Origin of the sequence: Parahoeflea olei, from assembly GCF_001703635.1 — a bacterium.
Classification (GTDB): domain Bacteria; phylum Pseudomonadota; class Alphaproteobacteria; order Rhizobiales; family Rhizobiaceae; genus Hoeflea; species Hoeflea olei.
On the sequence record NZ_LQZT01000007.1, the window covers coordinates 92956 to 117863 of the forward strand.

The 24908-nt window shown below is 66.0% G+C and carries 27 protein-coding genes and 1 tRNA gene; 12 read left to right on the forward strand and 16 right to left on the reverse strand.

Translation table 11 applies throughout. The annotated features are described in order from the left end of the window. Window positions 1-6: 6 nt before the first annotated feature. The gene (locus tag AWJ14_RS06915) at window positions 7-846 is read right to left on the reverse strand and encodes an NAD(P)H-quinone oxidoreductase (protein WP_280949304.1); all 840 of its coding nucleotides are present in this window, start codon (window positions 844-846) and stop codon (window positions 7-9) included. 136 nt (window positions 847-982) lie between these two features. Between AWJ14_RS06915 and AWJ14_RS06920 the strand changes: the two genes are divergently transcribed. Then, window positions 983-1933, forward strand: a complete 951-nt coding sequence (locus tag AWJ14_RS06920) for a COG2958 family protein (RefSeq protein WP_245304158.1) — start codon at window positions 983-985, stop codon at window positions 1931-1933. Between the two features lie 140 nt (window positions 1934-2073). Here AWJ14_RS06920 and AWJ14_RS06925 read toward each other — a convergent pair. The 5 genes from AWJ14_RS06925 to AWJ14_RS06945 all read right to left on the reverse strand — a co-directional run bounded on the left by AWJ14_RS06925 (window position 2074) and on the right by AWJ14_RS06945 (window position 7194). After that, a tRNA-Arg gene (locus AWJ14_RS06925) sits at window positions 2074-2150 on the reverse strand. Window positions 2151-2321: 171 nt separating this feature from the next. Then, window positions 2322-3803: a sensor histidine kinase gene (locus tag AWJ14_RS06930; RefSeq protein WP_066176728.1), complete on the reverse strand. Its 1482-nt coding sequence runs from the start codon at window positions 3801-3803 to the stop codon at window positions 2322-2324. 39 nt (window positions 3804-3842) lie between these two features. Next, window positions 3843-5273 carry a dihydrolipoyl dehydrogenase family protein gene (locus AWJ14_RS06935; RefSeq protein WP_066176730.1) on the reverse strand — a complete coding sequence of 477 codons (1431 nt, stop codon included), beginning with the start codon at window positions 5271-5273 and terminating at the stop codon, window positions 3843-3845. A gap of 97 nt (window positions 5274-5370) precedes the next feature. Then, the gene (locus tag AWJ14_RS06940; RefSeq protein ID WP_139112558.1) at window positions 5371-6180 is read right to left on the reverse strand and encodes a TVP38/TMEM64 family protein; all 810 of its coding nucleotides are present in this window, start codon (window positions 6178-6180) and stop codon (window positions 5371-5373) included. A 204-nt stretch (window positions 6181-6384) separates the two neighbouring features. Then, on the reverse strand, window positions 6385-7194 hold the full coding sequence (locus AWJ14_RS06945) for a DUF547 domain-containing protein (RefSeq protein ID WP_066176734.1): 810 nt from the start codon (window positions 7192-7194) through the stop codon (window positions 6385-6387). A 315-nt stretch (window positions 7195-7509) separates the two neighbouring features. Here AWJ14_RS06945 and rpmH point away from each other — a divergent pair, with 315 nt between their 5' ends. From rpmH to yihA, 4 genes are read left to right on the forward strand one after another with little or no spacing between them, the layout of a single operon-like run. Then, complete coding sequence (gene rpmH, locus AWJ14_RS21865) at window positions 7510-7647, forward strand: 50S ribosomal protein L34 (protein WP_083220111.1); 138 nt, start codon at window positions 7510-7512, stop codon at window positions 7645-7647. A gap of 35 nt (window positions 7648-7682) precedes the next feature. Further along, window positions 7683-8132, forward strand: a complete 450-nt coding sequence (rnpA, locus tag AWJ14_RS06950) for a ribonuclease P protein component (RefSeq protein WP_066176736.1) — start codon at window positions 7683-7685, stop codon at window positions 8130-8132. Next, window positions 8132-9934 (forward strand): membrane protein insertase YidC, encoded by a 1803-nt coding sequence (gene yidC, locus AWJ14_RS06955; protein ID WP_066176738.1) that lies wholly within the window; start codon window positions 8132-8134, stop codon window positions 9932-9934. Before rnpA ends, yidC begins: the two co-directional genes overlap by 1 nt. Window positions 9935-9957: 23 nt before the next feature. Further along, window positions 9958-10638, forward strand: a complete 681-nt coding sequence (gene yihA, locus AWJ14_RS06960) for a ribosome biogenesis GTP-binding protein YihA/YsxC (RefSeq protein ID WP_066176739.1) — start codon at window positions 9958-9960, stop codon at window positions 10636-10638. 31 nt (window positions 10639-10669) lie between these two features. On the opposite strand, the gene msrB is transcribed toward yihA, so the two are convergent. The 4 genes from msrB to AWJ14_RS06980 all read right to left on the reverse strand — a co-directional run bounded on the left by msrB (window position 10670) and on the right by AWJ14_RS06980 (window position 13319). Further along, window positions 10670-11176 carry a peptide-methionine (R)-S-oxide reductase MsrB gene (gene msrB / locus AWJ14_RS06965; RefSeq protein WP_066176741.1) on the reverse strand — a complete coding sequence of 169 codons (507 nt, stop codon included), beginning with the start codon at window positions 11174-11176 and terminating at the stop codon, window positions 10670-10672. A 180-nt stretch (window positions 11177-11356) separates the two neighbouring features. Continuing rightward, a complete protein-coding gene (locus tag AWJ14_RS06970; protein ID WP_066176744.1) occupies window positions 11357-11911 on the reverse strand; it encodes a fasciclin domain-containing protein in 555 nt (184 codons plus the stop codon). A 124-nt stretch (window positions 11912-12035) separates the two neighbouring features. After that, window positions 12036-12755 (reverse strand): anti-sigma factor, encoded by a 720-nt coding sequence (locus AWJ14_RS06975; protein WP_066176745.1) that lies wholly within the window; start codon window positions 12753-12755, stop codon window positions 12036-12038. A 24-nt stretch (window positions 12756-12779) separates the two neighbouring features. After that, entirely contained in the window at window positions 12780-13319 is a 540-nt protein-coding gene (locus tag AWJ14_RS06980; RefSeq protein ID WP_066176747.1) for a sigma-70 family RNA polymerase sigma factor, read from the reverse strand. Between the two features lie 221 nt (window positions 13320-13540). Here AWJ14_RS06980 and argB point away from each other — a divergent pair, with 221 nt between their 5' ends. Continuing rightward, a complete protein-coding gene (argB, locus tag AWJ14_RS06985; RefSeq protein ID WP_066176749.1) occupies window positions 13541-14437 on the forward strand; it encodes an acetylglutamate kinase in 897 nt (298 codons plus the stop codon). Between the two features lie 24 nt (window positions 14438-14461). On the opposite strand, the gene AWJ14_RS06990 is transcribed toward argB, so the two are convergent. The 4 genes from AWJ14_RS06990 to AWJ14_RS07005 form a co-directional block, all read right to left on the reverse strand. Beyond that, window positions 14462-14980, reverse strand: coding sequence for a methylated-DNA--[protein]-cysteine S-methyltransferase (locus AWJ14_RS06990; RefSeq protein WP_066176751.1), 519 nt, complete (start codon window positions 14978-14980; stop codon window positions 14462-14464). A gap of 18 nt (window positions 14981-14998) precedes the next feature. Then, window positions 14999-16318, reverse strand: a complete 1320-nt coding sequence (locus tag AWJ14_RS06995) for an alpha/beta hydrolase (protein ID WP_083220116.1) — start codon at window positions 16316-16318, stop codon at window positions 14999-15001. Window positions 16319-16391: 73 nt separating this feature from the next. After that, window positions 16392-17294 (reverse strand): DMT family transporter, encoded by a 903-nt coding sequence (locus AWJ14_RS07000; protein ID WP_066176756.1) that lies wholly within the window; start codon window positions 17292-17294, stop codon window positions 16392-16394. 170 nt (window positions 17295-17464) lie between these two features. After that, a complete protein-coding gene (locus AWJ14_RS07005) occupies window positions 17465-18175 on the reverse strand; it encodes a GGDEF domain-containing protein (protein ID WP_171904835.1) in 711 nt (236 codons plus the stop codon). 292 nt (window positions 18176-18467) lie between these two features. Here AWJ14_RS07005 and AWJ14_RS07010 point away from each other — a divergent pair, with 292 nt between their 5' ends. Further along, window positions 18468-19175: a pyrimidine 5'-nucleotidase gene (locus AWJ14_RS07010; protein WP_066176760.1), complete on the forward strand. Its 708-nt coding sequence runs from the start codon at window positions 18468-18470 to the stop codon at window positions 19173-19175. A gap of 129 nt (window positions 19176-19304) precedes the next feature. Continuing rightward, a complete protein-coding gene (locus AWJ14_RS07015) occupies window positions 19305-19973 on the forward strand; it encodes an EF-hand domain-containing protein (RefSeq protein WP_066176762.1) in 669 nt (222 codons plus the stop codon). Between the two features lie 61 nt (window positions 19974-20034). On the opposite strand, the gene AWJ14_RS07020 is transcribed toward AWJ14_RS07015, so the two are convergent. After that, the gene (locus AWJ14_RS07020) at window positions 20035-20892 is read right to left on the reverse strand and encodes an LOG family protein (RefSeq protein ID WP_066176766.1); all 858 of its coding nucleotides are present in this window, start codon (window positions 20890-20892) and stop codon (window positions 20035-20037) included. A gap of 144 nt (window positions 20893-21036) precedes the next feature. Here AWJ14_RS07020 and dapD point away from each other — a divergent pair, with 144 nt between their 5' ends. The 4 genes from dapD to AWJ14_RS07040 are packed head-to-tail and all read left to right on the forward strand — an operon-like array spanning window position 21037 to window position 24152. After that, the gene (gene dapD, locus AWJ14_RS07025; protein WP_066176768.1) at window positions 21037-21891 is read left to right on the forward strand and encodes a 2,3,4,5-tetrahydropyridine-2,6-dicarboxylate N-succinyltransferase; all 855 of its coding nucleotides are present in this window, start codon (window positions 21037-21039) and stop codon (window positions 21889-21891) included. Window positions 21892-21898: 7 nt separating this feature from the next. Continuing rightward, entirely contained in the window at window positions 21899-22279 is a 381-nt protein-coding gene (locus AWJ14_RS07030) for a DUF805 domain-containing protein (RefSeq protein WP_083220112.1), read from the forward strand. 59 nt (window positions 22280-22338) lie between these two features. After that, window positions 22339-23547, forward strand: coding sequence for a succinyl-diaminopimelate desuccinylase (dapE, locus tag AWJ14_RS07035; RefSeq protein ID WP_066176773.1), 1209 nt, complete (start codon window positions 22339-22341; stop codon window positions 23545-23547). A 2-nt stretch (window positions 23548-23549) separates the two neighbouring features. Continuing rightward, window positions 23550-24152 (forward strand): hypothetical protein, encoded by a 603-nt coding sequence (locus AWJ14_RS07040; RefSeq protein ID WP_066176776.1) that lies wholly within the window; start codon window positions 23550-23552, stop codon window positions 24150-24152. A gap of 105 nt (window positions 24153-24257) precedes the next feature. On the opposite strand, the gene AWJ14_RS07045 is transcribed toward AWJ14_RS07040, so the two are convergent. After that, window positions 24258-24728 carry a chemotaxis protein CheW gene (locus tag AWJ14_RS07045; protein ID WP_066176778.1) on the reverse strand — a complete coding sequence of 157 codons (471 nt, stop codon included), beginning with the start codon at window positions 24726-24728 and terminating at the stop codon, window positions 24258-24260. Window positions 24729-24908 lie beyond the last annotated feature (180 nt).

Genomic DNA, 24908 nt, shown 5'->3' on the forward strand with positions numbered 1-24908 from the left:
ACCCGTTCAAGCAGCTCCCGGGCGATCCGGCCCTTTTCCTCGACCGAGCGCGTGCAGCGTCGAACCGGTCACGATCGCCCGCTTGCGCATCATTTGCGAAATATCGAGCGTGACTTCCCGGCCGGCAAGGGAGGCGATGTGGACCAGGCGGCCCCGGGTGGCGATCAGCCGCATGGTGTCGGCGAAGAACGGCCCGGCCCGCATGTCGAGGATCACGTCGACGCCGCGACCGCCGGTCATCTCGAGCAGGCGGTCGGCGAAATTCCCGGTGTTGCAATCGACCACCTCCACCGCTCCGAGATCTCGGCAGCCCTGCGCCTTTTCCGCGGAGCTGACCGTGGCGCAGACCGTCGAGCCGAGCGCGTGGGCGAGCGTGATCGCCGTGGTGCCGATGCCCGACGCGCCGCCGTGGACCAGCAGGCTTTCACCGGCCTTCAGGGCGCCGGACTGAAAGACATTGGTCCAGACGGTGAAATAGGTTTCCGGAATGGCGGCCGCCGTCACGGAATCCATGCCCTTGGGCACCGGCAGCAGTTGAGACACGGGCACCGCGACATAGTCGGCACAGCCACCGCCTGTCACGGGCCCGCAGACCCGGCCGCCCAACGACCCGCCCTCGCCCCCTTTGCCGAGTGCGGCGATCTCGCCCGCCACCTCGAGCCCGAGACTGTCCGACGCCCTGGGCGGCGGAGGATAGTTGCCGAGGCGCTGGATGATGTCGGGCCGGTTGACGCCCGCGGCATGGACCCTGACCAGCACCTCGCTGGCCTCGGCCTTCGGGCGCGGACCTTGCGTGATGTCGAGACCACCGGACTGGCCGGGCGCGCGAAGGGCGACGTGTTTCATCGCCTGTCTCCTTCATCAGGGTGCAGGCTAACCGATAACCGAGGATCATTCAGGGGAGCCGGTCACAGACAACAGCGAGTTTTGGCCGCGTTTGAAGAGCTAATCGGAGATGTAAATCGATGGTTGCGGCCCACACATGTTACCTGCAAAGATTAGCCAATTGGGAATCGGGGTGCATGAATTGGCCGTTGAACTGCGAAAAAGGGTCGTTGAGTTTCTCTCAGCAAATCCCGAGAGGAAATTTAGGGCCAGAGATATCGCCGAATGGTTTTGTGGGGCCTACCCTGATGAAGCGAATGGGAAAATGACGGCCAGTGCTTCCATCCACACTGAAGCCGATCTCTTGAACCAACTCGTGGCCGAAATAGGTGCCAATCGGCCGACATGGCAGAAAAGGCATTTCCAACTCAGAACAACTGAAGGTGAAAGGCCCAGACTGTACTACTGGACTGAAAAATCAGCCGAAGCTGAGATCGAACAGGCCGAAGACAATATTTCGATTTTCGCAGATACACCGAAGCTCCGCGAACACGATCTTTACCCTATGCTCATCGAGTTCATGAAGGAGGACCAGGGCGTTAAGGGATTTCGGATTGATGAGACGAAATCTTCAAACAGGAACGGTCAAGGCGGGAACAAATGGCTATTCCCTGATGTCGTTGGGATGGAGGATTTGACCAATGGCCTGAACAATGAGGTTGTTCTGGCGATGCGAGAAAGCAGAGAGAAACGTGTGCGTCTCTGGTCCTTCGAGGTGAAGCTCTTGATCAACCGATCAAATGCGCGCGAGGCCTATTACCAAGCCGTATCGAATTGCTCCTGGTCGAATATGGGTTATCTGGTTGCCGGGGAAATAGAAGGTCCAGATACGCTTAAGGAACTCCGTATCCTTTATGCGATGCACGGTATCGGACTGATAAAGCTAGACCCCAAGACCCCCTCCGAGAGCCAGATTGTCATCCCCGCTCGGGAACGGATAGAGCTGGAATGGGGAATGTGCAGCCGCCTTGCGGAGGAAAATAAGGACTACAGGATGTTCATGAAGCGCGTCCGGCAATTTTTTCAGACAGGTGATTTGGACGCCTGATTTGCAGATTGTTTGGTTGCGGGCAAAGCCCCTCTGAACATCTGGGGAGCATAAGCGATACTGCCGCTCCCCTGAGCCAAGCGGCGACGCGCCCATTCGCGTGCATACTCGTACAGCGACATGATTTATCTGAGAAAAAATGGCGCGCCCGAAAGGATTCGAACCTCTGACCCCCAGATTCGTAGTCTGGTGCTCTATCCAGCTGAGCTACGGGCGCGCAGGGCAGGCTGTGTTCGCCTGCGAGGCGATCTCCTAAAACGGACGGCGGGGGATTGCAAGCGGAATTGGCGAAAAAAGCATGGGAGGTGCAAATCCTTTTGGCGAGGCCCGGCGTCGCGCGGGAAAACCGCACCCGCCGCCGCGACGGATCGGGGCGACGCTCGCCCGGTCAGGCGCGGGCGCGGAAGGTGTCGAGCGGCACCGGCTGGTCCGGGAGCTCGATTCGGAAGGCAGTGCCCTGCGTCACGGTCTCGTCGAGCGCGATCGAGCCGCCATGGGCGATCACCAGTTCGCGGGCGATGGCGAGCCCCAGGCCGGTGCCGCCGGCCCGCGCCGAACCACGGAACGGCTGGAACAGGTTCTCGCGGGCCTTGGCGGGCAGGCCGGGGCCGGTGTCGGCGATGCGGATCTCGACCACCGTGCCGGTGCGACGCGCCGAGAGCGTGATGCGCCGGACCAGGGCATCGTCATCGGCATCGGCGCCGAAGGCCTGCACGGCGTTGCGCACCAGGTTGTAGAGCACCCGGAACAGCTGGTCGCTGTCGGCCTCGACCTCGAGATCGCGGTCGACATCGAGCACGTACTGGATGTCGAGTTCGGTCTCCTCGCTGACGATGTCGCGCACCTCGCGGGCGAGCGTCGGCAGGTTGATGAAGCGCCGGCGCGGCTGCGCCTCGCGCGCCTTGCCATAGGCCAGCACCTCGCCGGAATAGCTCACCGCGCGGTCGATGGTGCGCAGAAGCTTGGGCGCGAAGCGCTTGACCATGGGATCATCGATCGTCGCCAGGCGGTCGGACATCAACTGCGCCGAGGTCAGGATGTTGCGCATGTCGTGGTTGATCTTGGACACCGCGAGCCCGAGATCGGCGAGATGGCGCTGTTCCTTGAGCGTCTGCTGCAACTGCGTCTGCATCGCCGCCAGGTGCCCCTCGGCAGCGCTCAGCTCATCGACGGCGGGACCGGGAACGATGATGTTGGCGGGATTTTCCGGGTCCCTCGCAAAATCCTGCATGTTGGCCGTGACCCGGCGCACCGGGCGAAACAGCAGCCGGTTGATGGCGAAGAACATCAGGCTTGCGGTGATGACCGAGATCGCCACCGACAGCAGGAACACGTTGCGGCCATAGATCAGCATCGCATGCCGGAGCGGCGCATCGGCCATCACCAGCTCGATCTGCATGCGCGGATCGTCGGCCACCGGTCCATAGACCCGGATCACCCGGTCGCCGCCGAACAGGAAAGTATCGAAGGCGTCGATGATCGCGCCCACCGGGGTGACTGCGGAGAGATCGTACTGGTGGGTGACCACCGGCGGCATGTCGGCGGCGGCGATCAGCCGCGAGGCGCCGTCCTTGCGCAGCACGATCGCCTTGGTGCCGGTCGCCATCAGGGCATCGTCCTGGATCGCGCGCGGCAGGTTGATGTCGTTGACCGCGTCGATCACCACCGCCGCGGCGGCGGCGACGTTGAGACGGTCTGCAAGCCAGCGCACCCGCGTATTGGCCACCGACGGAACGAAGATCAGCACTTCGGCGATCATCACGAACAGGATGGTGAGCCACAGGAGCTTGGAGGACAGGCTCATGCCCCTGGGCCTGGAGCGGCCGCGGCCTGCCTGCCCGGCCCGGACTGTCTGTGTGTCGTCGGTCATGATCCGCCCCCTTGCGCCGTTCCGGCCCGATCGCCCAAACTAGCCCAGCCGCCTGAGGAAACGGACGATCCGGCGCACCAGCGGCTTGCGCGCCAGGGGCGCATAATAGGAGACTGCGGCGCGTTTTCCAATTTCCCCCATGGTCGGATAGGGCGGGACATAGCCACGCACCTGTTTGAGCGTCATGGAATTGGCAATGGCGAGCGCCCACATGTTGATCATCTCGCCCGCGCCGGCGCCGACGATGGAGACGCCGAGGATGCGCGCCTTGCGGTCGACCACGAGCTTGATCAGGCCTTGGGTCTCGCGCTCGGCCTGGGCCCGGTCATTGTCCGCATAGGGCCAGCGCAGCACCTTTATGCGCCCGCCGTGGCGCCGGGCGGCCTCCTCCTCGCCGAGCCCCACATGGGCAAGCTCGGGAGCGGTATAGGTCACCCGCGGAATGAGGCTGCGGTCTTCCCTCGCCGGCAGGCGGAACAGGATCTGCTGCACGACGAGGCCCGCATGGTAGCCCGCGACATGGGTGAACTGCAGCCCGCCGGCAACGTCGCCGATGGCATAGACGCGGCGGTTGGAACTTCTCAGATTGGCGCCGACCTTGATGCCGCGCCTGTCATGTTTGATGCCCGCCTCGTCGAGGCCGAGCCCCTCGACATTGGCGCTGCGGCCGACGGCGAGAAGCAGGTCGGAGCCATCGACGGTTCCGCTGCCGCTGGCAGTCTCGTAGCTCACGCGCACACCGGTCTTGCCGCGTTTCTCGACGGCGGTGACCTTTGCGCCCTCGCGCACGGCGATGCCTTCCGCGCGAAACGCATCGCGCACGATCGCGGCGAGTTCCGGATCCTCCTTGCCAAGCGCGCGCTCGCCCTCGATCACGGTCACCTCGGCGCCGAGCCTGCGATGGGCCTGCGCCATTTCCATGCCGATCGGGCCGCCGCCGATGATGACGAGATGCCTGGGCGCCCGGGTGCGCTCGAACAGGGTTTCGTTGGTGAGATAATCGACCGTGTCGAGCCCGGGGATCGGCGGCACCAGCGGCGAGGAGCCGGTCGCCACCACGAAGCGGCGGGCGCGGATCTCGGTGTCGCCGGCGATCACCGTCGCCTTGTCGATGAAGCGCGCCTCGGCCGCGATCACGGTCACGCCCATGGCGCGGAAGCGCTCGGCGGAATCATTGGGCGCGATCGCGGCGATCACGGACTGGATATGATCATGCACCGCGCGGAAGTCGACCTTGGCGTCGCCAGCGCTTACGCCGAAGCGGGGCGCCTCGGCAATTGCATGGGCGTGCTTGCCGGCGGCGATCAGCGCCTTGGAGGGCACGCAGCCGTAATTGAGGCAATCGCCGCCCATCCTGCCCTTTTCCACGAGCACGACCTCGACCCCGAAGGCGGCGGCCGCAGCGGCGACCGACAGGCCGCCCGAGCCGGCACCGATGATGCAGATGTCTGGGGTGAGGCGGTTGCTCATGGCTCTGTCTTTCCGTGTGTCGGCGCGTGGGGCCCTGGCGGAGCGGCTGCCAGTGCCGGCCCGGCCGGCTTGCCGAAAGGCCGGAACCGGCAAAGGCCTAGGCCCGCGCGCGAAATTTCCGTATTAGGGTGGGGATCGCGGCGACGATTGCAAGGCCGAGCAAGGCGATCGCGATTTCCGGCGTCACCAGATCGGAGATCGCGACCTCCCGCCCGTCGACATCCGCCGCCGCCAGAACGCTGTCGAGCCCCTGCCCCAGCCAGGAATAGGCGAGCGTTCCGGGGATGATGCCGAGAAAGGTGGCCGCCGCATAGGTCTTCAGGCTGATATTGCAGAAGGCCGGCGCGATATTGATGACGAGGAACGGGAACACCGGCGCCAGGCGCAGCACCAGAAGATAGCTGAAGGCGTCCTTCTTGAAGCCCTCGGCGAGGCGGGCCGCAAAGGGGCCGGCGCGCTTGCGCAGCACGTCCCCGAAGGCGGAGCGCGCAGCCAGGAAGATCGCCGACGCGCCGATGGTAGCGGCAAACACGGTGAGGATGGCGGCGATCCACCAGCCGAACGCGAAGCCCGCAAAGATCGTCAGCACCGAGGCCGCCGGGAAGGCGAAGGCCACCGCGAGCGTGTAGATCACGAAATAGCCCAGGATCGACGCCACCCGGTGATCGGCGACGAAGACATTGAGCGCCTCGCGCTGTTCGGCCAGCGCCGACAAGGTGAGATAGTCGTGCAGCCCGAACGCATATCCGGCCGCAAGCCCTGCCCCGATCACCGCCAGCGGCAGGAAACGCCGCCAGGCGGGCGAAGAGCAGGCGGCCGCGGATGCATCCGGCGCGCTTCTTCCGCACTCGGGGGCGCCTTCACGGGCGCGTTCGGGCGCTGGCCTTGTCTCGGGTGTGTCTGGCATGGCGCTGTCCATCCGGCCGGTTGGGTTGTTCAGGGGTCTGGAGATAGGTCCCGCTTCGACCTCCGGCGCGGGCCGGGGTCGATCCGAACCTATACTAAAGGGTCGCAACCTGCTGCGCCAATGACAACTGCTCCCGGCGCGACCAAACAGGCGTGAACCGGGCGCACGCAAACCTCACGGCTTGGTGAGCACGGCTTGATCGGCTCAGAGCGCGTTGATGCGCCAGTCATAGGCATAATTCACGATCGGTGCCGGGGCGATCCGGGCGGCCTTTTCCGGCGTGGCAAGCGCGGTCCAGTGGGCCTTGAGCTTCGAGGCGCCGCCGAAATCGCCGGCATACCAGGAATAGATCTTCGACGCCGTGATGCCGGCCGAGCCGATCGCGACACCGCGGGGATGGTTGACATAGTCGACCGCGTTCTGTCGCAACAGCGCGGCGAGAGTGGCGCCGGTATAGGCGCGCGCCGCGAGATTCGGGCAGGAATAGGAGGCGCAGTTGAGCCCGTAATGGGACATCGGATCGCGAAACAGCCCGCGGACGATCTCGTGTTCGATGTCGTCGAGCGAGAGCGCGCGGCCGTTCACGGTGACGAGCTTCGCCCTCCACGGGCCGGAGCCGAACAGGAACGAGCCGCCAAGATTGATCTTCCTGATCGAGGTGACCGGATAGGCATCGGCCACGACCTCGAGCGTCCTGGCATTGTAGAGATTGATCCAGTAGGCATGCGCCTCGTCCGGCGAGAGTGCCACCGGGTCGAGCGCTTCGAGAAAGGCGAGATAGGCCCTGAGCGCGGCGAGATCGGCCTTCAGGCCGCGATAGTCGACGCGGTTGTAGCGCTCCGGGTCGGGCCGGACATGGGCTGCAAGCAGCGCGTCGAAGGCCGCATGATCGGCGCTACCCTGCCCGCGCGGGCGAAAGGCGGTGATCGCCGCGCCGGCGGCAACGGGCGCGATGGCCGCGGCGGCGGCGAGGCTTGCGAAGCCCGAAAGGACGGTGCGGCGGGCGATGGGCATGACTGACGGGACCCTCTGGGAGCGTGGGACAAGGCTGGTGCGTGCCCGCATAGCTTGCGCGGCAGGCCCGACGCGGCAAGGCCCGCACCACCGGTGTCACCGTCTTGTGAAGCGGCGTGAGGCCGGCACCGCAGAGGACCGCGGCAGAGCGGACGCAGCGAGCGCGGACCGGGCGGTACGTTGACTTTTGCCGTTGAACACGCGTATAAGCCGCTCGTCCGCGGGAGCATCCGGTTTCCGGGAATGCATTTCGGCGGACTGAACCTCCAAACGCAGATGTTCCAAGAAGGGCCGCACACCGCGGTATTTAAATAAATGTCAAAGCGTACATACCAACCCTCCAAGCTTGTTCGCAAGCGGCGCCACGGCTTCCGTGCGCGCATGGCAACCAAGGGCGGCCGCAAGGTCATCCAGGCTCGCCGCGCCCGCGGGCGTAAACGTCTTTCGGCCTGATCCTTCAGAGACGACCCGCGAAGAAAGCATGTCGCGTGGCGCAAGACGACACCATCAAGAAACCCGGGCGGCTTAAGACCCGCCCGGATTTCCTCGCCGTGCAAAAGGGCAGACGCCTGCGCGGCCCCTATTTTCTTCTGGAAACCCTCGACCGGGGGAAACCGGACCACCCTCCCCGCATCGGCTATACCGTGACCAAGAAACAGGGCAATTCGGTGGAGCGCAACCGCATGCGCCGCCGGCTCAAAGAGGCCGTGCGTCACATTGCAGGGGTTCCATTCAAGCCCGGACACGACTATGTGGTGGTCGCACGCCGCGATACGCTGACCGCCCCGTTCGACGGACTGGTCAGGGCGCTCGCCGAACGGATCGCCGAAGGCGGCGGTCCTGCGCGGGACAGACAGGTGCGCACGCGGGAGAAGTCCGGCGCACCGGACAACATCAGAACGCCAGGCGCTTCAGGCCCGGCCAGCAGGAAAGAGTGATGGAAACCAACCGTAACTATTTCGTCGCAATCCTCTTGTCGGTGCTTGTTCTCGTCGCCTGGCAGTTCCTTTTCGTCAGCCCCAAGATCGAGCGCGAGCGCGCCGCCGCCGAGGCGGTGCAGGCCGAGCAGGCCGCACAGAGCCCCGCGACCGTGGACGGGGCGGCGCCGGGCGGAACCACGCCCTCCGGCGAAACCGCCGTGCCCGGCGCGATTTCCGCCGCCTCCGGCCAGACCCGCGAACAGGTTCTGGCCCAGACCCCGCGGATCGCCATCGACACGCCGTCGCTGTCCGGCTCGATCAACCTTGCCGGCGCGCGCATCGACGACATCCTGCTCAAGGAGTACCACGAGACCGTGGACCCCACGAGCCCGAAGATCACGCTGCTGAGCCCCGCCTCGCTGGCCAACGGCTATTTCGCAGAAGTCGGCTTCATCGCCGACGCGACCTCCGGCCCGGCGCCGGGTCCGGACACGGTCTGGAACTCTGATGCAAACCAGGTTCTCACCCCCTCGACGCCGGTGACGCTGACCTATGACAACGGCGCGGGCCTCACCTTCACGCGCGTGATCTCGGTCGACGAGAACTACATGTTCAGCTTCGAGGACACGGTCGCAAACTCCGGCAGCGCCGCTGCCGCCGTGGCCGGCTACGGTCGCGTCACCCGCTTCTTCAAGCCCCAGACCAAGGGCGTCTACGTGCTGCATGAAGGCCTGATCGGCGTCATCGGTGACGAGGGCCTGCAGGAAGTCGACTATTCCGATGTCGAGGAAACCCCGGTGATCTCGCACGCGAAGGCCACCGCCGGCTGGATGGGCATCACCGATAAGTACTGGGCCTCCGCGCTGGTGCCGCCGCAGGGTGCGGGCTTCGAGACCCGTTTTGCGCATTTCACCGACGGGCGCGCCCGCTACCAGGCCGACTTCAAGACCGATGCGCAGTCGATCGCGCCGGGCGGCAGCGTGACCTCCAAGACGCTGGTCTTCGCCGGCGCCAAGGAAGTGCCGGTCATTTCCGGCTACAAGGACCAGTACAACATCCTCAATTTCGACCTGATGATCGACTGGGGCTGGTTCTATTTCCTGACCAAGCCGATGTTCTGGCTGATCGACTACCTCTACAAGCTGTTCGGCAATTTCGGCATCTCGATCCTGGTCACCACCGTGATCGTCAAGCTGATCTTCTTCCCGCTGGCCAACAAGTCCTATGTGTCGATGGCCAACATGAAGAAGGTGCAGCCCAAGCTCGAGGAGCTCAAGCAGAAGCACGGCGACGACAAGATGGCCCTGCAGCAGGGCATGATGGAGCTGTACAAGAAGGAGAAGATCAACCCGGTGGCCGGCTGCTGGCCGGTGCTGTTGCAGATCCCGGTGTTCTTCTCGCTCTACAAGGTGCTCTACATCACCATCGAGATGCGGCACGCGCCCTTCTTCGGCTGGATCAAGGACCTGTCCGCGCCCGATCCGACCTCGCTGTTCAACCTGTTCGGCCTCTTGCCCTATGACGTGCCGTCGTTCCTGATGATCGGCGTCTGGCCGCTGATCATGGGCATCACCATGTTCATCCAGATGCGCATGAACCCGACACCGCCGGATCCGACCCAGGCGATGATTTTCACCTGGATGCCGGTGATCTTCACCTTCATGCTGGCGACCTTCCCTGCCGGTCTGGTGATCTACTGGGCCTGGAACAACACGCTGTCGGTGATCCAGCAGGGCGTGATCATGAAGCGCCAGGGCGCCAAGATCGAGCTGTGGGACAACCTCAAGGGTCTGTTCAAGCGAAAGCCGAAAAAGACCTGAACCAGCCGCGAAAGGCGGAAGCGATGACCAACCTGTCCGCCGATCCGGCCGTCCAGGCCGCGAAGCAACTGTCGGCCACGCTGTTCGGCCGCCGGCCGTGGGTGTTCATCCGCGGCGTGCCGGCACTCAAGTTCCTGCCGCCGGAAGGCCCGCCGGAGATCGCCTTCGCGGGCCGCTCCAATGTCGGCAAGTCCTCGCTGATCAACGCGCTGGTGGGGATGAACGGGCTGGCGCGGACCTCGAACACGCCGGGCCGCACCCAGGAGCTCAACTATTTCGTGCCCGAAGGCTATTCGGGGGCAGAGGACGACCTGCCGCCGATGGCGCTGGTCGACATGCCCGGCTACGGCTACGCCAAGGCGCCCAAGGACCAGGTCGACCAGTGGACCAAGCTGGTGTTCGACTATCTGCGCGGCCGCTCGACGCTCAAGCGCGTCTATCTGCTGATCGATAGCCGCCACGGCATCAAGAAGAACGACGAAGGCGTGATGGACCTGCTCGACAAGGCGGCGATGTCCTACCAGGTGGTGCTGACCAAGACCGACAAGATCAAGCAGGCCGGCGTGCCGCGGCTGATGTCGGACACGGTGGCGCTGCTCAAGCGCCGGCCCGCCGCCTATCCGGAAATCATCGCCACCTCGTCGGAAAAATCGACCGGCATCGACGATCTGAGGGAAGCGATCGCGCTGGCGATCACCCAGTAGGTTGCCTGAGGTTCGGGACTGACCGCGTACTTCAGGCGGCTTCGGCCGGCTTGAAACTGAGCGCCACGCCATTGAGGCAATGGCGCTTTCCCGTGGGCTCCGGCCCGTCATCGAAGATATGGCCGAAATGGCCGCCGCAGCGGCGGCAATGCACCTCGGTGCGCACCGAGAACAGGGAGCGGTCTTCCTTGGTGCCGATTGCACCGTCCTGGGCCTTCCAGAAGCTCGGCCATCCGGTGCCGCTGTCATATTTGTGCTCGGACGAATAGGCCGGCAGGTCGCAGCCCGCGCAGTGGAACATGCCCTTGCGCTTCTCGTCGTTGAGCGGGCTGGTGAAGGCGCGCTCGGTGGCTTCCTCGCGCAACACGGCGAATTGCTGTTTGGTAAGACGGGCCCGCCATTCGGCCTCGCTCAGCACGATCTCGAACGGACCTTCGTCGGCATGCGCCGGGGAGCGGCGCGCGAATACCGACAGGACCAGTCCGGCGGAACCGGCGGCCAGAAGCGCGCGACGGGTGAAATCGGTGGATCTGGTCATTTCGCGTCTCCTTCTCTCCTGTTCGATAGGTAGGGCGGATGGACCGGGCGCGCCAACCACATCTTTTCACATGGCCGTGACGGCCTCCCGCCCGGAGATGGCTGGGCGGGAGGCCAGGCGGTCGCCGGAGCGCCGGGGAGACGTGTTTGAACTCCGGCGGACCGCATGCCCGGGCGAGGCTCAGCCCTTGGGCAGAAGCACCTTGTCGATGACGTGGATCACGCCGTTGGACTGGTCGACATCGGCGATGGTGACATGGGCGATGGCGCCGGTCTCGTCCTCGATCATGATCTGGTCGCCCTTGTAGGTGACGTTGAGCATGCAGCCGCCGACGGTCTTGACCGGGTGCTTGCCGCCGTCGTCATCGACCATCTTCCGGATGGCGTCCGACATCGCGTCCGCAGCCACCACATGGCAGGTCAGCACCTTGGTGAGCTGGTCCTTGCTCTCGGGCTTGAGCAGCGTGTCGACGGTGCCCTCCGGCAGCGCGGCGAAGGCTTCGTTGGTGGGGGCGAACACGGTGAACGGACCTTCGCCCGACAGCGTGTCGACCAGGCCCGCGGCCTTGACGGCGGCGACCAGCGTGGTGTGGTCGGCCGAATTGACGGCGTTCTCGACGATGTTCTTGTCGGGATACATCTCGGCGCCGCCGACCATGGGATTGGCGGCCAGGGCCAGGCTCACGCCGGAAAAGAGAATGGCGGTGGCGGCGATGGAGCGTAGGGTGGTTTTCATGACTGAACCTCTCTGTTTTTGTTTCCGGGCCGGCTGATCCGGCCCTTCGCTTGCCGCGGCACGGGAGCGCCGCGGTTGGAGAGGTAGACGGGAGGGGCGCGAAAAGAGTTTCGCCCACGCCGATCTATTTTTTTGGCTGATCTATTTTTTTTGCGAGCTTGCCGGAAAGGACCACCGGCCCCGTCGCCACGCCGGTGGGCGACCCGCCGGCCGGCTCGATGCTGACGGCGATCAGCGCTCCGGCGCCGAGGCGCTCGGCCATGCTGCGGTCGAGCAGGATGCGGCCGCCGTCATCGGGGACAACGCCGAGCGACACCGGGGCACCTTCGCCCGGCACCAGCCAGAGCTCGAGCGCCTTGCCGTCGTCGGGCGAGAAGGCGGCGGGCGTGACCGTGAGCGCGCCGTTTGCCGGATCGAGGGCGGCCAGAAGCCCGACCGAACTGCCCGCGGCCCCGAGTTCGGCCACCAATTGCGGCCCCGCCGCGGGGGTTTCAGGCCCCGCGACCTCGGCCGGCAGGAAGAAGCTCGCTGCGGCCAGCACGACGGCGGCAAAAGCCAGGCCGCGCCAGAAGACGAGCGAACCCCACAGGCCCGGAGAGGGGCGGTCGGTTTCGGCGAACAGCCGCGCATCGATCCGCGATTTCACGCCCGCGGGCGGGGTTTCGGGCTGATAGGCCTCGTCGAGATGCGACAGCTCCGCCTGCCAGGCGGCAACGCGCCGCGCGAAGCCTGCGTCGTGGCGCATGCGGTCCTCGACCGCAAGCCGTTCGGATAGCGGAAGCACGCCGAGCACGTATTCGCCCGCCAGGGCGTCGTCGTCGGGAATGGGCGCGTCTGTGGTCATCGGTCCAGGGTCATCCGTTGGCGCTCATCGGTTCATGCACTCTCTCAGTTTCAGCAGGCTGCGCCGCAGCCAGGTTCGCATGGTGTTGAGCGGCACGCCATTGCCTTCGGCCAGCTCCTGGTAACTCAATCCCTCGACATAGGCGCCGACCACCGCCCGGGCCTTGTCCGCGTCGAGTTCGCCAAGGCAGGCTTCCATCCGTCCGGCCTCGCCGCTCAGGGCGGCGCGCGCCTCCGGGTCCGGGGCCTGGTCGGCAATGTCCGGCGCGTCATCATAGTCCAGAGTGGCCGGTTGGCGGGCACGCAGCATGTCGATCGCCTGGTTGCGGGCAATCGTCACCAGCCAGGCCGTTGCGGAGGCCTGGCCGACCCGAAAGCTGCCGGCCCGCCGCCAGATGCGCACATAGACCTCCTGCAAGGCGTCCTCGGCCTGGGCCCTGTCCTTGAGAATACGAAGCGTGACGCCGAAAAGTTTCGCCGCGGTCTCCGCATACAATGCCGAGAAGGCCTTGCGGTCGCCCAGCGCGGTGCGTGCGATCAATCCTGAGAGGTCTTCTGTGGTCATTTGGCCCGGGCGCGTTGATGATCTTTTTCGAGTATTAGCAGGTTCTGCTTCCGCGACCACCCCCTACGCACGAGCAGGCGAAGCGGTTCTCCCGGCAAAGGCGAAAGCGCGGATGCGCCCGGGTTCAGGCCGCGGGAGTTGTTGCTGCCGGCCCCGAATGCCGCTAAACAGCGCCGGACCATTTTTGCACTGGCGCCCACGCCGAACCGGGAGGCATGCCCATGTCCGAATTCACAAGCGACCAAGCCGCAACCCAGGCCGGCCTGCTGGCAGAAGCGCTGCCCTATATGCAGCGCTACGAGAACAAGACCGTGGTGGTGAAATATGGCGGCCACGCGATGGGCGATGCCAAGCTCGGCAAGGCCTTTGCCCAGGACATCGCCCTGCTCAAGCAATCGGGCGTCAACCCGATCGTGGTGCATGGCGGCGGGCCGCAGATCGGCGCGATGCTCGCCAAGATGGGCATCGAATCGAAATTCGAGGGTGGCCTGCGCGTCACCGACGAGAAGACCGTCGAGATCGTCGAGATGGTGCTCGCCGGCTCGATCAACAAGGAAATCGTCGCGCTGATCAATGCCGAGGGTGAATGGGCGATCGGCCTGTGCGGCAAGGACGGCAACATGGTCTATGCCGAAAAGGCGCAGAAGCGCTTCACCGATCCCGATTCCAACATCGAGCGGGTGCTCGATCTGGGCTTTGTCGGCGAGCCGGTGGAAGTGGACCGGACGCTGCTCGACCTGCTCGCCAAGTCGGAGATGATCCCGGTGCTGGCCCCGGTGGCGCCCGGGCGCGACGGCCACACCTACAACATCAATGCCGACACCTTTGCCGGCGCGATTGCCGGTGCGGTGGAAGCCTCGCGGCTTCTGTTCCTGACCGACGTGCCGGGCGTGCTCGACAAGGACAAGAAGCTGATCGACGAATTGACCGTCAGCGAAGCGCGCGCGCTGATCGCCGACGGCACGATTTCGGGCGGCATGATCCCGAAGGTGGAAACCTGCATTGAGGCAATCGAGCGCGGCGTGAAGGGCGTGGTCATCCTGAACGGCAAGACCCCGCATGCGGTGCTGCTCGAGCTGTTCACCTCGCACGGCGCGGGAACGCTGCTTATTCCCTGAGCCGGGCCGCGTCCCGAACAGGCTTCAAAGCGCAAACAGGCCGACCGGGCGCATCCGCCCTTCGTGCCGCAACAGCCATTTCTTGCGCCACAGCCCGCCGCCGAACCCGGTGAGCGAGCCGTCCGAACCGATGCAGCGATGGCAGGGAATGACCACCGGGATGCGGTTGGTGCCGCAATATTTCGCGACCAGCCGCACCGCTTCGAGCCCGCCGGTGGTGTCGCGGGCAATGTCGCCATAGGAGCAGGTCTCGCCGAGCGGAACCTCGCACAATCGCTGCCAGACCTTGCGTTCGAGCTCGTTGCCCTCGATCCTGAGCGGAGTGTGGAATTCGGCGCTGTGGCCCGCGAAATAAGCACGGAGTTCGGCCTCGATCCGGTCGAGCACCGGCGAGGTGCCGGAGGTTGCCGAATCGGCACGCGCGGCCGCGGCTTCGTCATGAAATTCCAGCCCGACGAGGTGGGTCGCGTCGGCGAGCGCCCGCATCGGCCCGATCGGGGTGTCGATCCAGCGTGCCTGCAGTTGGTCTCCGCCCTTTTCCATCCGAGACGCCTCTCCCCGTCAGCAGCCCTCGGACTGCCGTGCGCAACGCCGTGAGGTCGCCGCCGGTCCGTCCGCTAGGCCCAGCGTCACGCCCTGGATGGTGTCGCCAAGGCCGCGGCCGAAGCGCCGCGACTGGGCGTCGAGCGTGTCGCGCGCCTTGGGATCGATGATGGCGATAGGTGCCGAGATCGCGATGCCCGCGGCCGAGCCCACGGTGTTGGACACCGACATCGCGGTAGCACCGAGTTCCGCGCCCAGGCCGAGATCCTGCTCGGTGACCGCCTGGCCGTCGATCAGCCGTTGGCCCAGCAGCCGCACGACCTCCGGGCTCTCGGCGAATTTCGAATGGTTGAGCCGGTCGCCGACCTGCAGCGCCGAAAGATCGAGAATGGTGATGCCGCCACGCTCGAATTCGTCGCGATAGACGGGGTTGGAGATGTCGATCTGCCCGAGGCGGTCGACATTGCCGGAGATCCGCCGCGACAGCGTCAGGGCGCGGTCATCCTTGGAGACGAACACAGTGAAATCCGGCCGCTTCGGCCCCATGTCCGCCAGCTGCTGACGGAACACGTCGATATCGAGATCTGGCGAGGCCAGGATCACGTTTGAGATCTTTTTGGGTACGCCGTGGTTGCGGATCGCCATCTGCCTGAGCGATTCCATGGTCAGCCAGGTGCCCATGGAATGCGCCAGGATGGTAATTTCCCGGATCTCCGGGGCCGCCACGGCGCGGGTCAGAAGCATCTCCAGCGCCGAGCGGGAATAGTTGGTGCTTTCCTTGTCGTAGCCGTAATCGAACACCGAACCGCGCGAGGGCCAGGTGAACATCACCGGCGTGGCATCGGTGTGGGAATCATGGGCGATCTGGGCGAAGCGGTAGACCGCGCTTTCGTAGCGGGTGTTGAAGCCGTGGACGAACACCAGGAGCCGTCCGGAAGGCGAACGGTTGCGCTCGTACCAGGCATCGACCTGACCGACGGTGGTGAACTTCTCGGCCGAGAGCGTGGCGAATTCGCGCGCGGGATCGGGGGGCAGCTTCTTCGGCCACTGCACCTCGCCCACCTTGCGGGCCTTTTCCGGGGGGATCGACACCACCAGTTCGTCGAAATCGACCGCCGTGCCGCGCTCCCCGGAATAGAGCAGGCCCGGATTGTCGGACGGTGCGCGCGTGGTGGCGACGAGGATCGAGATCCGGGTGGCATCCGGCACGGTGCTGGCCACCGGCGACAGCACGCCCTCGGGCGGGCTCGCGCAGGCGCCGAGCGTAGCGGCAAGCACGAACAGCGCCGCGCGCACCGGGGAGCGCGGGCGGGGGGACGGCGTAACGGTGGAGGGCATGTGCCGCGCGGGCATGAGGCTTCCGTTCATGTTCTCTGGACAGTTGCGTCCGGGGACACCGACATCGGGCGGTTCAGACCAAGAGGAGCACGACAATTCCGGCCACAATCAGGACGCAGCCGGCAATCTCGAGCCTGTTGACATGTTCCCGGAACACTAGCACCGACGAGCCGAAGGTGAAAATCATTTCGACCTGCGCCAGCGCCTTGACCGCGGCGGCGCTCTGCAAGGTCATGGCCATGAACCAGCCGAAGGAGGCGGTGGCGCCGACCAGCCCCACCAGGGCGGAAATCCGCCAGGCGGCGCGGATGCGTGCGAGTTCGTCGGGCGCCCGCAGCCGCATCCAGACCAGCATCACCGCGGTCTGCAGCAGGATCGCGGCGAGCAGCGTGACCGCCGCCTGCATCATGAAATTGGGCCCGCCCAGCGACAGCGAGGCCGCGCGGTAGCCCACCGCGGCGACGCCGAACATGGTTCCCGAGGCAAGCCCCAGCGCCGCCGTGCGCGAAAACACCGAGCGCAGCAGCGACGCCGTGCCGGTGGCGGAGCGGGCGACAGAGATCAGCACCACGCCGACGAGGCTGATGGCGATGGCCGCGATCGTGCCCCCGCTCACGCGATCCCCGAGGAAGATCAGGCCGAACAGAGCCGCCTGGGCCGGTTCGGTGCGGGAATAGGCGGTGCCGACGGTGAAATTGCGGTAGCCGAACATCTGGATCAGCAACGCCTGGGCGGCGATCTGGGCGAGGGCGGCGATCGTGACCCAGAAGAAGAAACCGCCATTGGGTCGCGGCAGCGGATAGCCCAGTCCCAACGCGAGAAACGCCACGAAGGCGATTGCGAAGGGCACCCCGAAACCGAAGCGCACGAAGGTGGCGCCGGTCGTGCCCATCACGCCCTTCAGGTGCTTTTGCAGCACCGAGCGGATGTTTTGCAGGAACGCGGCGGCAACGGTGATGAGGACCCAGGTTTCCATCCGGCGGCCTGCTTTCTGTCTGTGCGCGAGGGCTGTGGAACGGTCGCGGTGTCGCCCTCCGGTACGGGGCGGCGTCCGTCCAGGATGCGTGGTCTATCAGCCCGACGGGCCTCGCGACAAGCCACAAGCCCGCCTCCCTTGGCCGGAGCCGGGCCGGGCGCGGGCCGGCCTCAGGCCGCGCGGGTGATGCCGGGGGTGATTCTGACGCGGTTGCGGCCATCGCGCTTGGCGTCATAGAGCATCCGGTCGGCCGCGCGCATGTCGTCCTTGATCCGCGACTGGGCCGTGAAGGCGGCGCAGCCGATGCTGACGGTCACCTGCAAGGACGTGCCCTCGACGGTCGCCACCCGCACGGCCTCGACCCTGGCCCGCAGGCCCTCGGCGATCTGGCCGGCCTGCTCCCCGCCGACCTGGCGCAGCAGCACCGCGAATTCCTCCCCGCCGATGCGGGCGGCGAAATCGCCGGGCCGGATCGCCGCGGAAATCGCCTCGGCGATCGCCAGGAGCGCCCGGTCGCCGCCATCATGGCCATGCTCGTCGTTGATCTGCTTGAACCTGTCCGCATCGATCATCAGCAGATAGCCGTGTTCGCCGGCCGCCTTGAGCTCGTCGAGCCGCGCCTGGAAGGCCTCGCGATTGGCAAGCCCGGTCATGCCGTCGTGGCTCGCCCTGTGCTCGAGGCTGCGGTGCGCGGACTTGAGTTCGGCATGGATCGCAAACAGGTTCTCGTGCGCCTTGCGCAGCGCTTCGTGCGCGGCTGCAAGCTCGGCCGTCTGCCGGAAGAACACGAAGGTCGCCGGCGGGGCGATCAGCAGCGGACAGAAAAGGGCGATCAGGAACGCCAGCCGGTGGGCTTCCGCGCCCGCACCGAGGAAAGCCATGATCGATGCGGTGAACAAGACGGAAAGCGCCACCGAAGCAACGGTGAATGCAGCTATCCTCTTGATTAAATTGAATGAAATACGCCTCTTGGGGTCGGGGGCGTGCATGGAACCGGTTCCTGATGGCTGTTGCGCGATGCTTCGCAGGATAGTTTTGACAGTCGGTATACAGACGCGGTAAACCTCGCGTATACGAATGACAAGAGCGCTGCGAAATGAGACAGCGGCGCTGCCGGACGCCACGGACCGCACCGGTGCTCAGGGGCCGCTCCATCAGCCGACCGAGGGATGCATGACAGACAAATCGGCCCTGCCCGATCCCGCTGATTTCGCCCATGTCAGCGAATGGGTGTTCGATCTCGACAACACGCTCTATCCGCGCCACACCGACCTGTTTTCGCAGATCGACAAGAAGATGACGGCCTATGTGCGCGACCTGCTCGGGCTCGACCACGACGCCGCGCGCGAGGTGCAGAAACGCTATTACCGCGACCACGGCACCACGTTGCAGGGGCTGATGCTGCATCACGGCATCGATCCCAGCGACTTTCTGGAGAAGGTGCACGATATCGATTATTCCTGGGTCAAGCCCGATCCCGCCCTTGGCGCGGCGATCAAGGCGCTGCCGGGCCGCAAGTTCATCTTCACCAACGGGGATACGCCGCATGCCGAGCGAACCGCGCGGGCACTCGGCATTCTCGACCATTTCGACGACATCTTCGATATCCTTGCCGCCGATCTCAAGCCCAAGCCGGCGCCCGAGACCTATGACCGGTTCCTGGCCCGGCACGGCGTCCACAAGGACAGGGCGGCAATGTTCGAGGACCTGCCGCGCAACCTGGTGGCCCCGCATGCGCTCGGCATGCGCACGGTGCTGATCGTGCCCACCAATCTCGACCGGGTGTTCGACGAGGTGTGGGAACACGAAGGCCGCGACGGGGCGCATATCGACCACATCACCGACGATCTGGCCGCCTTCCTGCTGGCCGCGGTGGCCTGACAACGCGCGGGCAGCCGCACAACCTATCCAAATTTTAATCTACCTTACAGGGGTTTAAGTGGTGGCTGCCGGTCGGTGACGGCAGATTGGGGATGCACACGACATCAATCCCAACCAAGGAACCCGATCATGAAAAAGACACTTGTCGCCACGCTCGCAGCCGTGCTTGTCAGCTCCGCCGCGCTTCCCGCCATGGCCGCCCCGCGCGGCGACGGCCCCCGCAAAGCCCCGCCCGTCGAGCGGCTGATGGAACGCTTCGACGCCGATGGCGACGGCGCCGTCATCATCGAGGAAATCCACGCCCAGCGCCACGGCCTGTTCAACAGCGTCGATGCCGACGGATCCGGCACGCTCGATGCGGAGGAATTCGGCATGCTGCGCGACATTCTGCGCCAGCAGCGCGCCGACGCCCGGGCCGAGGCCCGCAAGGCCTACTGGACGCAGCGCGAGTCGATGCGCGATGACATGAGGGGGTGGCGCGACGGCCGCGGGCCCATGGACGCCGATCGCGACGGCCGCGGCGACAGGCGTGCCGAGCGGCGCGACGACCGCGGCCCGGCGATGGCCGGCCGCCAGGACGATCGCCGCGACTGGCGCAAGACCGGACCGCGCAACACCCGATGGGACGGCGGTCGCGGCCCCGGCTCGATGGCCTTCTTCGACACCGATCGTGACGGCATGGTCAGCCTCGAGGAGTTCACCGCCTTCGACACCAAGATGTTCGAGCGGCTCGACCGCAATGGCAATGGCGAGATCGAGATCACCGATTTCTACCGGCGGGGCGCAAACGGCAACTGATCCGGGAATTTTTCTCGGCTTGCAGCCGGCCGGCCCCGCACCGGGGCCGGCCGGACCTGTTTCAGGCGCCGACGGCGCCGATCGCGTAATGGTGGCAGAGCAGCGCCCAGGCCTCGTCGGCGGTGTCGACGAAACGGATCAGCTCGAGATCGGCCGGCGAGATGGTGCCGAAATCGGCGAGCGCCTGGAAATCGACGATCGTGTTCCAGAACTCCGAGCCGAACAGGATCAGCGGCACCGGCTCCATCCGTCCGGTCTGGATCAGGGTCAGGGTCTCGAACAGCTCGTCCATGGTGCCGAAGCCGCCGGGAAAGATCACGATCGCCCGCGCGCGCTTGAGAAAATGCATCTTGCGGATGGCGAAATAGTGGAAGTTCAGACTGAGCCCCGGCGTCACATACTGGTTGGGCGCCTGTTCGTGCGGCAGCACGACATTGAGCCCGACCGAGACGGCACCGACATCGCAGGCGCCGCGGTTGCCGGCTTCCATCACCCCCGGACCGCCGCCGGTGACGATGACGAATTCGTGGCCGCCGGTGGCGAGCGAATGGGTCGAGCACAGCCGTGCGAAGGCCCGGGCTTCGTCGTAATAGCGGGATGCGGCCGTGAGGTTGCGGGCCTGGACCTCGGTCTTGGCGGCCCAGGGCGCATGGCCCGGCTCGGGAATCCGCGCGCCGCCGAACATCACCACGGTCGACAGGATTCCGGCTTCCGCCAGCACCAGCTCCGATTTCAGGAATTCGAGCTGCAGCCGCACCGGGCGGAGCTCCTCGCGGCACAGGAACTCCTCGTCGGCATAGGCCAGCCGGTAGGTCGGCGAGGTGCTTTGCGGCGTGCGCGGCTGGCGCTCCGCGCGCTGCTTGTCGAGCGTGCTGTCGGCAAGCGGATCCCATACATCGTTACTGCGTTTGGCATTCATTTCATATGTCCTGTTTCGGCTCCGGTGCGGTGCCGGAATTGACCCCGGGTCCCGCCTCGCTTAGGAGAAGTGCGACAACGCCGGCGGCCGGTTGCTAACCCCATATCCGCCAGACTAGACGCCGAACCTTAAGGAATCGCCACGATGAAGCACGATCTGGCCGCCCTCGCGGGCACCATCGAAACCGCCTTTGACAACCGGGACCAGGTCAGCACGGCCACCACCGGCACGGTGCGCGAGGCAGTGGAGGCCGCGCTCAACCTGCTCGACCGCGGCGAGGCCCGGGTGGCCGAACGCGGCGAGGACGGCACCTGGACCGTCAACCAGTGGCTCAAGAAGGCTGTGCTCTTGTCGTTCCGCCTCAACCCGATGGAAATCATCAAGGGCGGCCCGGGCGATGCGGTCTGGTGGGACAAGGTGCCCTCCAAGTTCGAGGGCTGGACCGCCAACGAATTCGAAAAGTCGGGCTTCCGCGCGGTGCCGGGGTCGATCGTCCGGCGCGGCTCCTTCATCGGCAAGAATGTCGTGCTGATGCCGTCCTTCGTCAATCTCGGCGCCTATGTCGACGAGGGCACGATGGTCGACGGCTGGGCCACCGTCGGCTCCTGCGCGCAGATCGGCAAGAACGTGCACCTGTCGGGCGGCGTCGGCATCGGCGGCGTGCTCGAGCCGCTGCAGGCCGGCCCCACCATCATCGAGGACAACTGCTTCATCGGCGCGCGCTCGGAAGTGGTGGAAGGCTGCATCGTGCGCGAGGGCTCGGTGCTCGGCATGGGCGTCTATATCGGCAAGTCGACCAAGATCGTCAACCGCATGACCGGCGAGATCAGCTATGGCGAAGTGCCGCCCTATTCCGTGGTGGTGGCCGGTTCGATGCCCGGGTCGAGCCCGATGGGCAATGGTGCGGCCGCGCCCAATCTCTACTGCGCGGTGATCGTCAAGACCGTCGACGCGCAGACCCGTTCGAAGACCGGCATCAACGAGCTCCTGAGGGACTGACGTCGCCATGGGGCAGCGACCCGGGTTGCGCATGCGCTGGCTGCTGTTCGGCGTCTCCGGCCGGGTGTCGCGCCCGACCTTTGCCCTGGCGATGGCGTTCTGGACAGTGGTGATGGCGGTTCCCGTCTCTGCCGCGGTGCGCGCTGCGCCCGACAGCACGCAACTGACCGTGGCCGGCTTCGGCATCCTCGCCGTGTTCCTGCCAGCCGCCTGGTCGATCGCGGTGATGAGCATCAAGCGGCTGCACGACGCGGGCCTGCCCGGCATTCTGGCGGGGGTTCTGGTGATCCCCGCCGCCTCGCTGTTCATGCTGTTGATCATCGTGATCTGGCCCTCGGTGAAAGGCCCCAACCGCCACGGCCCGGCGCCCGACCGGCCGGGCTACTGAGCCCGGCGATCGTGCCCGCGGCAGTCGACAGGTTCGGGGCAATCGGCTAATCACGAACCATGACACTGACAGATCCTTCCCAGACACTCGCCGCCCTGATCCGCTGCCCCTCGGTCACGCCCGAGGATGGCGGTGCGCTGTCCACCCTCGCCGGCATGCTCGCAGAGCTCGGATTCGCATCCGAAACGGTCACGTTTTCGCACGAGGGAACGCCCGATGTGCAGAACCTCTATGCCCGGCTCGGCAGCGACGGGCCGCATCTGATGTTCGCCGGCCACACCGACGTGGTACCGGTCGGCGTCCGCGGTGCCTGGACGCATGATCCCTTCGCAGCCGTGATCGCCGATGGCGAGATCCATGGCCGCGGCGCGGTCGACATGAAGGGCGGAATTGCCTGCTTCGTCTCGGCGCTGGCGCGCCTGATCGCGCGGCGCGGCGCCCCCGAGGGGTCGGTCTCGCTCTTGATCACCGGCGACGAGGAAGGCCCGTCGATCAACGGCACCGAGAAACTCTTGGCCTGGGCCGCGGCCAGGGGCGAGCGCTGGGATGCGGCGGTGGTGGGCGAACCCACCAATCCCGATCAAATGGGCGACATGATCAAGATCGGCCGGCGCGGTTCGCTCTCGGGCGAGCTCACCGTCGAGGGGGTGCAGGGCCACGTCGCCTATCCGCATCTTGCCGACAATCCGCTGCCCGGCCTGGTCGAGTTGGTCGACGCCCTGATCGATCCGCCGCTCGATGCCGGCAACGACCGGTTCCCGCCGAGCAATCTGGAAGTGACCAGCATCGACACCGGCAATGCCGCGGCCAATGTGATCCCGGCGCGCGCCACCGCGAAGTTCAATGTCCGCTTCAACGACACGTGGACGGCGGAAAGCCTGGCCACCGAGCTGCGCGCCCGCCTCGAGCGCGGCGCGGGCCGGACCCGGCTCAGGCCCGGTCGCGGGCCGGTGCGCTACCGCGTCGGCTTCGAGTCCAGGAGCGCCGCCTCCTTCCTGACGCGCGACGACGCCCTGATCGACACGCTGTCGGCGGCGGTCAACGCGGTGACCGGCCGCACGCCGGCGCTGTCGACCACCGGCGGCACCTCGGACGCCCGCTTCATCAAGGATTATTGCCCGGTGGTCGAGTTCGGCCTGGTCGGCAAGACCATGCACATGGTCGACGAGCGTGCGGCGCTTGCCGATCTCGAAAGCCTGACCGTGATCTACGAAACCTTCCTGGAACGCTGGTTCGCGGCCCGGGTCCAGGCTGCCGGGACGCGCTGACCTTGGCGGGCGCGCTGGTCCCGACCCGCGACGAAGCCGGCCGGTCTCTGGCCGGACTGTTCTACCTGATGCTGGGCCGGAAGGACGGCGCGCGGCTTTTCGACGTGTCCGCGGACGGGTTCTGGCGCTCCTTCGGGGCCTTCGTCTGGGCCTGGCCGGCGCAGTGTTTCCTGTGGACCGGCATGTGGCGGGCGCTGCCCGAAACCCGGCCGGAGGGGGCGGGCGAGACAGTGCGCTTCTTCCTGGTCGCGACCAGTTTCGACGTGCTCGCCTGGGTGGCCCCGGCGCTGCTGCTCTATGCGGTGGGCCAGGTCATGGGCCTGTCGCGGCAGGTGCCCGGCCTGGTGGTGGTCAGCAACTGGTTTGGGCTGATGTCGGCCTATATCGGCTTCTTTCCCGCGGCCCTGCGCTATCTGGCGCCGCTGTCGGAAACCGCCAATGCCTCGATCTCGGTGCTGGTCTATCTGGCCGTGATCTGGCTCTACTACCGCGTGATCCGGCTCTGCCTGGGCGGTGACACGATGTCCGCGATCTTCATCACCGTGCTGATGGTGATGGCCGGGCTGGTGATCTCCGAGCTGTCGTTCACCGCGCTCGCCGGATAGCCGCACCGCAGCCTGCCCGCCCTGCGAGACGCAAAAGCGCCCGCGCGGCAAGCGCAGGCGCAATGCGATGCAGAACAGTCAGGCCCAGCGTCAGGCAGCCCAGAGTCAGGCAGCGATGTCCTCACGGCTCGCGAACAGGGCATCGAGATCGAGATAGCAGATCATCTGCTTGTCGACCGGGATGATGGCCTTGGTCAGCGCGCGCTCGGCGGCCGGCAGCACGTCCGGGGCGGGCTGCAGCTCGGAATTGTTGACGGTGATCATGTCCGACACGTTCTCGACGAGCAGGCCGACCAGCTTGCCGGCGATGTTGGTGACGATGATCGCCGAGCGCTCGGTCGGTTCGATCGCCGGCAGGCCGAGCCGGATCGCCATGTCGATCACCGGGATCACCGATCCGCGCAGGTTGATCACGCCGAGCACATGCGGCGGGGAATGCGGCAGCGTGGTCGAGGGTGCCCAGCCCCGGATTTCGCGCACCGACATGATGTTCACGCAGAACACCTGGCTGCCCAGGTGGAACGAGATGATCTCGAGAAAGCCCGCATCGGCGGAGCTCTTGTTTATGTTTTGCATCAGAATTCCTCCCAGCTGTCGCTGGACGCTGTTGTTGGAGTGGCGGATTGGCCGGCGCCGAAAGCCTTGGCGACGGAATTGAGCATGGAGCGGGCGGGCGAGGCAACCGGCCGCGCGCTGCCGGAGGCGGCGCCGATCGCCGGGGCCGGCCGCGGCATCGGCCTGGCCGCGGGCCGGACC

Coding starts and splice junctions, on each gene's coding strand:
- AWJ14_RS06915 (WP_280949304.1), bottom strand. CDS start 846: ATGAAACACGTCGCCCTTCGCGCGCCCGGCCAGTCCGGTGGTCTCGAC.
- AWJ14_RS06920 (WP_245304158.1), top strand. CDS start 983: ATGTTACCTGCAAAGATTAGCCAATTGGGAATCGGGGTGCATGAATTG.
- AWJ14_RS06930 (WP_066176728.1), bottom strand. CDS start 3,803: ATGACCGACGACACACAGACAGTCCGGGCCGGGCAGGCAGGCCGCGGC.
- AWJ14_RS06935 (WP_066176730.1), bottom strand. CDS start 5,273: ATGAGCAACCGCCTCACCCCAGACATCTGCATCATCGGTGCCGGCTCG.
- AWJ14_RS06940 (WP_139112558.1), bottom strand. CDS start 6,180: ATGCCAGACACACCCGAGACAAGGCCAGCGCCCGAACGCGCCCGTGAA.
- AWJ14_RS06945 (WP_066176734.1), bottom strand. CDS start 7,194: ATGCCCATCGCCCGCCGCACCGTCCTTTCGGGCTTCGCAAGCCTCGCC.
- rpmH (WP_083220111.1), top strand. CDS start 7,510: ATGTCAAAGCGTACATACCAACCCTCCAAGCTTGTTCGCAAGCGGCGC.
- yidC (WP_066176738.1), top strand. CDS start 8,132: ATGGAAACCAACCGTAACTATTTCGTCGCAATCCTCTTGTCGGTGCTT.
- yihA (WP_066176739.1), top strand. CDS start 9,958: ATGACCAACCTGTCCGCCGATCCGGCCGTCCAGGCCGCGAAGCAACTG.
- msrB (WP_066176741.1), bottom strand. CDS start 11,176: ATGACCAGATCCACCGATTTCACCCGTCGCGCGCTTCTGGCCGCCGGT.
- AWJ14_RS06970 (WP_066176744.1), bottom strand. CDS start 11,911: ATGAAAACCACCCTACGCTCCATCGCCGCCACCGCCATTCTCTTTTCC.
- AWJ14_RS06975 (WP_066176745.1), bottom strand. CDS start 12,755: ATGACCACAGACGCGCCCATTCCCGACGACGACGCCCTGGCGGGCGAA.
- AWJ14_RS06980 (WP_066176747.1), bottom strand. CDS start 13,319: ATGACCACAGAAGACCTCTCAGGATTGATCGCACGCACCGCGCTGGGC.
- argB (WP_066176749.1), top strand. CDS start 13,541: ATGTCCGAATTCACAAGCGACCAAGCCGCAACCCAGGCCGGCCTGCTG.
- AWJ14_RS06990 (WP_066176751.1), bottom strand. CDS start 14,980: ATGGAAAAGGGCGGAGACCAACTGCAGGCACGCTGGATCGACACCCCG.
- AWJ14_RS06995 (WP_083220116.1), bottom strand. CDS start 16,318: ATGCCCTCCACCGTTACGCCGTCCCCCCGCCCGCGCTCCCCGGTGCGC.
- AWJ14_RS07000 (WP_066176756.1), bottom strand. CDS start 17,294: ATGGAAACCTGGGTCCTCATCACCGTTGCCGCCGCGTTCCTGCAAAAC.
- AWJ14_RS07005 (WP_171904835.1), bottom strand. CDS start 18,175: ATGGCTTTCCTCGGTGCGGGCGCGGAAGCCCACCGGCTGGCGTTCCTG.
- AWJ14_RS07010 (WP_066176760.1), top strand. CDS start 18,468: ATGACAGACAAATCGGCCCTGCCCGATCCCGCTGATTTCGCCCATGTC.
- AWJ14_RS07015 (WP_066176762.1), top strand. CDS start 19,305: ATGAAAAAGACACTTGTCGCCACGCTCGCAGCCGTGCTTGTCAGCTCC.
- AWJ14_RS07020 (WP_066176766.1), bottom strand. CDS start 20,892: ATGAATGCCAAACGCAGTAACGATGTATGGGATCCGCTTGCCGACAGC.
- dapD (WP_066176768.1), top strand. CDS start 21,037: ATGAAGCACGATCTGGCCGCCCTCGCGGGCACCATCGAAACCGCCTTT.
- AWJ14_RS07030 (WP_083220112.1), top strand. CDS start 21,899: ATGGGGCAGCGACCCGGGTTGCGCATGCGCTGGCTGCTGTTCGGCGTC.
- dapE (WP_066176773.1), top strand. CDS start 22,339: ATGACACTGACAGATCCTTCCCAGACACTCGCCGCCCTGATCCGCTGC.
- AWJ14_RS07045 (WP_066176778.1), bottom strand. CDS start 24,728: ATGCAAAACATAAACAAGAGCTCCGCCGATGCGGGCTTTCTCGAGATC.